Here is a 6,903-nt window from a genome sequence, read left to right on the forward strand (position 1 = left end):
GGTCCATTCTGCTTGAGATGCAAAAATGATATGGCAACTTTCATCGCCAGCGCAATAGGTGTTTTTTGGATACTTTGTTTTTCTGCAAGCAGCTAATTTGCCTGCCTGGCCTGAGGTATGGTGGGCCTAACTAAATATTATTTATTCAAAAACTAAAGCATGAAACAAAGATTACTATTGAAAATGATCTTCCTATTGCTTTTCTGTTATGGTGCAGTTGCCCAAGACAAGAAAATATCAGGAAAAGTGACTGACTCCGATGGCGGTGGACCGCTACCGGGTGTCAGTGTAAAAGTCAGAGGAAAACAGCAGGGGACGGTAACGGGACCCGATGGGAAATATATTCTTGAAGCTGCAAGTAGTGCTATCCTTGAGTTTGCTTACGTTGGATATGTTGGACAAACTAAAACTGTCGGTAATGAACTGGTCATTAATGTGATACTAAGCAGTGAAAATAAATCGCTAACAGAAGTGGTCGTAACAGCATTTGGTATCAACAGGGCTAGCCGGACAAATGGCTATTCCGTTGCACAGGTAGGTGGGGACGAAATCAATAGGGCTTCCCCGGTAAATTTAATGTCGGGTCTACAAGGTAAGGTTGCCGGTGTAGATATCTCCGCTACTTCAGGCTCACCCGGCGGATCCAGCAAGACGGTAATTCGGGGATTCTCTTCTATCGCTGGTAACAATCAGCCCTTATATGTTATTGATGGTGTTCCAGTAAACAATTCGAGGCCCGGAGATGCCTCCCCGGTCAATAGTCTTGGAGATTTAAAAGAGAATTATGATTTTGGTAATGCTGCCAATGACATCAATCCCGGAGATATTGAGACGATTAGTATTCTAAAAGGGGCTGCGGCAAGTTCCTTATATGGATCGCGGGCATCCAATGGTGTCATTTTAATTACTACTAAAAAAGGAAAAGCAGGTGCTTTCAAGGTAGACCTCACTTCAGCTGCAGCCTTTTCGCAGGTAACAAATGTACCTAAGCTACAGGATAAATATGGACAGGGTTTTGCGTATGAAAGTTGGATTGCTGAAAATGGTAGCTGGGGAGCAAGATTTGATGGGCAAACGCGGGATTGGGGATCTAAAGTTGATGGAAAGCGTTTGTCTCAGACCTTTGCCGCAGCTAAAAATAGTTTCAGAGATGCTTTTGATACCAGTCAGGAGTACAATAATACAATCTCTTTTAGCGGGGGTACAGATCAGTCGACATTTAGACTTTCTTACGGAAATGTAAACAGCAACGGCATTTTGCCAGGCTCCAGTGATGTATATAAAAGAAATACAATAAGTTTGAATGGTTCTACTAAGTTTAAAGACCTATCCATTACTGCAGGTTTAAACTATCTTGGAAAGAACACCAGGACAGTACAGACTGGTCAGGCGAATTCAGGGGTGGGCTCTTCTTTTTATGAGGATATTCTACAGATTCCGGTTAATTTCGAAATCTCAAAATTTAAAGACTACAACAATAAATACTTTGATGTAGATGGCTTCTATAGTCCTTTTACACAAAATCCATATTATTCAGTTTTTGAGAATGGTGCGACATTTAAAAGCGACAGGTTCTATGGCAACCTTGATCTGAAAATAAAACCATTAGAATGGCTGACGCTTCAATTTCAGCAAGGCGTTGATGTGAGTAATATCGTCGATAAGATTTGGAATGCTAAGAATTCACCAACTCAGGGTTCATGGTCTGGAGGTGGTAACGATGAGCAAATCGTTAGGCAGGCAAGTGTTGGAAATGTTGTTGATGGTTCAGAAAAATATTTTGAGTTTGATTCCAAGCTCAATGCGCTATTTGATCAGAAATTCTCCGATCAATTTAATGTAACGGGATTGATCGGCTTAAACTTCAATGACAGGGGTTCAAGAGTTTTATATACCGGTATTGAAGATCTGTTGATCCCTGGCTTATATCAGATTGATAACTCAGGGAACGCCCCAACGAGCAGTCAGACCAGTAAGCAGCGCAGGCTTTTCGGTGCTTATGCCTCTGCCACTTTGGGATATAATTCTTTTGCTTATTTGACTTTGAATGCAAGAAACGATTGGAGTTCAACCCTGCCAAGCGCGCAAAGAAGCTATTTTTATCCTGGTGCCAATTTTTCTTTGATCCTGTCTCAGATGATCGATATGAGCAATGCTAAACTGTCTTTATTCAAATTAAGAGCAGCTTATGGTAAAACGGGAAGTGATACCGATCCTTATAGTGTGTTAAATACGCTGACTAAAACCAATGTTTTTTTGGGTGGAGGTGCTTATACTTCATTCCCATTTGGAGGAGTAGGTGGGTATAGTATTTCTAATACTTTAAATAATACCAAACTGAGACCGGAGATCAGCACAGAAACTGAATTTGGGACGGAGATAAAGTTTTTCGATAACCGTCTAGGACTGGATTTCTCATATTACAACCGCGTTACCAATGATCAGATTCTACCCATTGTCTCTGCGCCATCTACTGGTGTAAACCTCAGAGTCGTAAATTTCGGAAAGGTGCGTAATAGAGGTATTGAGATCACATTGAGCGGGGTTCCGATAAGAACTGATGATATGAGTTGGAATATTGGATATACCTTTACAAGAAATAGAAACGTTGTTCTCGAATTGCCGGATGGACTGAGCAAGGTAATCTTAAATGCTGTATTTGATGCGCAATTTGTGGCTAAGGTTGGTCAGCCTTTAGGCGTATTTGAGGCTCCTGTGCCAGTTTATGATCCAGAAGGACGTATTGTGGTAAGTTCAAATGGATTTCCCGCTTCTGCACCTAATCTGGGAACCTATGGCTCCTCTCAGCGCGATTTCGTAATGGGCTTTACCAATACTTTCACTTATAAGGATTTTATGTTCGGCTTCACGCTGGATTTTAAAAAGGGAGGCCTATTCTATTCCGGCACAGCAGATTTGCTAAATTTTGTGGGTAATGCTGCAAATACAGTTTTTAACGACCGACGTACGTTTATTGTGCCTAATTCAGTGGTAAAAGTTGTGGATAATGCGGGCAAAGTGACTTATGTAGAGAATACAAATCCGATTACCGAAAACAATGTTTATTCCTATTATTATACCAACCTGGGAAGGGCAATTTCTTATAAGGATAGGATTATTGACAAAACATACCTAAAGCTCAGAGACGTTACGCTTGCGTATTCCCTGCCTAAGAACATTGCAAGAAGGATAGGAACTGACAAGGCGATGATCACCCTTTACGGTAGGAATTTGCTTACCTGGTTGCCCAAACAGAATATAACCATAGATCCTGAGGTTTCAAATTTTGGTAACGACCTTTCCAGTGAATTCGGRGAGTTTAGAACTGGTCCATCCACAAGGAATTTCGGCGTTTCTTTAAATCTAACCTTTTAATCTTCAATTAATTGTTTATACAAATGAAAAATTTAAATAAAGTCATTATGGTGTGCTCACTTGCTGGACTCATAAGTAGTGGTGGATGCAGTAAGTTAGACATAAACATAGATCCCAATAAGCCATTGCTGGAGAAGGCAAATCCTGAATCACTAATCCCTTCAGGAGTGATTTCAACTGCAGGAAGAGTAGGGGGGGACTTAGCGATTGTTGGCGGGATCTGGTCTCAGCATTGGACACAAAATAACTCTTCAAGTCAATACATTAGTCTCGACACTTATGATGTTCCAAATTCATCGTCCTTTATAAACAGCCCTTATCAGGAACTTTATTCAGGAGCATTGGCGGACTATCAGCTTGCAATTGAGAAAGCTGTTGTGGCAAAGGATTGGCGTTATAATCTCATGGCTACAGTGATGCGGGCCTATACCTACCAGGTTCTTGTGGATCTGTTTGACAAAGTTCCCTATACTGAAGCCCTGAAGGTTGGTACATTTTTGCAACCCAAATTTGATGATGGATATACCATCTACAAATCATTGATTGAAGGAATCGATGCAGCCTTAGCAAAAGACTTTCATAATACACCACATCTAGATACGGACAGTAGAATAGACTTAGTTTTTGGAGATAATGGCAATGCATCCTTTGAGGATCAGATGGAGAACTGGGAGCGTTTTGCAAACACCTTAAAGCTTAAAATGTACTTAAGAATGGCCTATGTAAAACCTACGGAGGCTGAGGCGGGTATCAAGGCAATGTATGATGGAGATGCTAAATTTTTGACCACCAATGCAGGTGTGGCCGGGTATGAGAATGTTCCTAATAAAAGTAATCCTTTGTTTGAGTACAACTTCAGAAGGCTGAATACAACAGATAACCTAAAAGCGAGTGCAACGCTGGTAAGCTGGCTGGAACAAAACGCGGATCCTCGGGCCCAGGTTTATTTCGGTGTGGATAGCCCTGTGCCTACAATTAATCAAGGTGATTTTTGGAATCAAAGTAGTCACCCAGAATATTTTGATGCGGTAGTTCCTGTTATTGCTCCTACAGCACCGGTTTGGTTCATCACTAAAGCCGAGTCTTGCTTCATGCAGGCAGAATTTTTGGAACGTTACTATGGAGGTTCAGGAGCGGAATTGAAGTACAATGAAGGAGTAACAGCAGCGTTTACAAATCTTGGCTTGCCTGGCCCTACAACTTTATTGGCTGGTCCGTACAAATACCCTACAACTGCCAACCTGGAGACAAAAATAGAAAAGATAATTGTTCAGAAGTGGGCGTCACTATTTGGTTCCCATGCTTTGGAAGCTTTCTTTGAACAAAACAGAACAGGTTACCCAAGGATTAGCCCTGTATATTCAACAGAGGAAGATTACCAACCGGGTACTTTAGTTTATGCATCCAGAGGTGTTACCGGTGCGGGAAATTTTCCTAGAAGATTAGTTTATCCAGAGTATGAAAAAAGTAGAAATACCAATACCCCAGCCGAGGTGCCGATTTATACCAAAGTTTGGTGGGGAAAATAGTTTTTTAATCAAAAGAGATTCAGATGAAAATTAATAATAATAAGATATTGACTTTAATGTTGATGGTTATTGCAGCCGTATATGCTACAAGCTGCAAAAAGGACGTAGATTATGGAGGAACAGTAATGCAAAAAATGTCAGGTGACTGGCATGTATCGGTGGACAATTCTGCGAAGCGATATAATTTGTATAGTTTCAATACAGCAGACAATAGTGCTAAACAGTTTTGGATTCAAAGTACGGGTCTGAGAGCTGGGACGAAGAATATAGCAATCAAAGGAAAGATAAATGTAGATCTTGGGAGTCAGACTTTCTCGGTATCAAATGTTACTAATGTCGCTGTTGGGGCTCCTTACACAAGTTTTAGCATTTCAAATGGCCGAATCATCACAAATGGGACTGTTGGTCCCGGATCGGGTACACCTACAGATTCGATCACATTTGACCTGAATATTGATGGTGCTACATTCAAAGTGACAGGAAGACATAAAACTGGATTTGTAGAGGATCGTCCTAAATGATGTACTGCGCAGCAGCCTTTAATCACTTTGCTGCTGCGCCTAACTTAAAAGGTTCTCAATAGACTATTCCGAGCACTGGAATAGTCTATTACTTATTTGAGACGGTGTGAATATGGTTTAAAATTATGAGGGTTGATAGAACAAGTCATCAGACTTCTCTTAGGTTAAAAAGCTGTGAAGTAAATACAATCCTTTTTAATCGGTTACACAAATTTAGAGACGTAAGAATATGATTGATCAAACAATACAAGTCGTCATCAATGCACCCCATAAGGACGTTTATAACTATATCTCTGACTTGAGGAATGACAGAGAATGGAGAACAGAGGTGATATTGACTTCATCACAGGCTGACTTGGAAATAGGAAATATTGCAATAGAAAGCTCCTTTCTTTCCAGAAAGATCCCTCAATATATCCGCCGACTGGAATGCATAGCGTTTCAGCAAAATGATATGATTTTATACCAAACGCTTGATGGTGATCCCCATTACTTGAAAAGTACCCGGAGTGTGCAGATTTGCGAAGGTGATTCTACACGGTTCATTTATCGACTCGAATTTGATCAGAGCATAGTCAAGCATGCTTTGGGCTTCAGCTTACCTAAGTTAAATATTGATGTTGTGACCAGAAGATCAATGCGAAATTACATGAACAATTTGAAGACCATCCTGGAAACCAATGTGTAAAATGGGAGTAAGTTCAAGATCAAATAAACCCATGTCTTTTTTGATGTTATTGAGTAATCTGCTACTACGGTTGTAAACCGAAAAGCGTAAATCCAGCTGACTCGAGTTCTTGAATATAGCCAGTGTAATCAAGGCCAATATTTATACGCTCACAGAATCCTATAACGGACAATATATCACGCCATTCTTTTAATCCCTCGAAAAAAAAATGGTTAGGATTTGTATTTTTGTGATTATGATTTTTAGAACTGCGGAACTTTCAGATATAAAACAGATGCAGATAGTGAGACACTTGGTGAAAGAGAATACACTAAGTGATCCTAATCTTGTTCCAGATAAAGATGTAGCATATTACATTTCCGAGAAAGGAAAGGGATGGGTTTGTGAAGTGGATGGGCTAGTGGTGGGTTTCTCTATTATAGACCTCATGGAAAGAAGTGTTTGGGCGCTATTTGTTGATCCAGAATTTGCAGAAAAGGGGATTGGAAAGGAGTTGCACAGGCTAATGATCGATTGGTATTTTGAACAAACCACTGATACGGTGGTGTTGGGGACATCCCCGGGTACCCGGGCAGAACGATTCTATAATTTTCAAGGCTGGACTCCTATCGGAAGTTATGCTAACGGAGAGACTAAATTTGAAATGCATTATGAGGACTGGTTGAGATTTCGTTGAATTTGAGTACCTGATTCTGTTTTAAGCAGATAACCCACTTCATTCCTTCTCCCCAATTTTGAAAATAGCTGGTAAACGATTTTTCCGGCTATTTCTTTTTCAAATACCCTAAGT

At 40.5% G+C, this 6,903-nt stretch carries 5 protein-coding genes; all 5 read left to right on the top strand.

From position 1 onward, the window contains the following. The first annotated feature begins 159 nt into the window (after positions 1 to 159). The 5 genes from AC1DG9_RS20595 (at position 160) to AC1DG9_RS20615 (ending at position 6,789) form a co-directional block, all read left to right on the top strand. The gene (locus AC1DG9_RS20595; RefSeq protein ID WP_337717410.1) at positions 160 to 3,375 is read left to right on the top strand and encodes a SusC/RagA family TonB-linked outer membrane protein; all 3,216 of its coding nucleotides are present in this window, start codon (positions 160 to 162) and stop codon (positions 3,373 to 3,375) included. A 23-nt stretch (positions 3,376 to 3,398) separates the two neighbouring features. Next, positions 3,399 to 4,904 carry a SusD/RagB family nutrient-binding outer membrane lipoprotein gene (locus AC1DG9_RS20600; RefSeq protein ID WP_288882639.1) on the top strand — a complete coding sequence of 502 codons (1,506 nt, stop codon included), beginning with the start codon at positions 3,399 to 3,401 and terminating at the stop codon, positions 4,902 to 4,904. A gap of 23 nt (positions 4,905 to 4,927) precedes the next feature. After that, a complete protein-coding gene (locus AC1DG9_RS20605; protein ID WP_288882637.1) occupies positions 4,928 to 5,425 on the top strand; it encodes a lipid-binding protein in 498 nt (165 codons plus the stop codon). 229 nt (positions 5,426 to 5,654) lie between these two features. Beyond that, positions 5,655 to 6,113 carry an SRPBCC family protein gene (locus tag AC1DG9_RS20610; RefSeq protein WP_337717412.1) on the top strand — a complete coding sequence of 153 codons (459 nt, stop codon included), beginning with the start codon at positions 5,655 to 5,657 and terminating at the stop codon, positions 6,111 to 6,113. A 274-nt stretch (positions 6,114 to 6,387) separates the two neighbouring features. Further along, a complete protein-coding gene (locus tag AC1DG9_RS20615) occupies positions 6,388 to 6,789 on the top strand; it encodes a GNAT family N-acetyltransferase (RefSeq protein ID WP_337717414.1) in 402 nt (133 codons plus the stop codon). The last annotated feature ends 114 nt before the right edge of the window (positions 6,790 to 6,903 follow it).

This window comes from Pedobacter sp. 05L430, assembly GCF_056397585.1.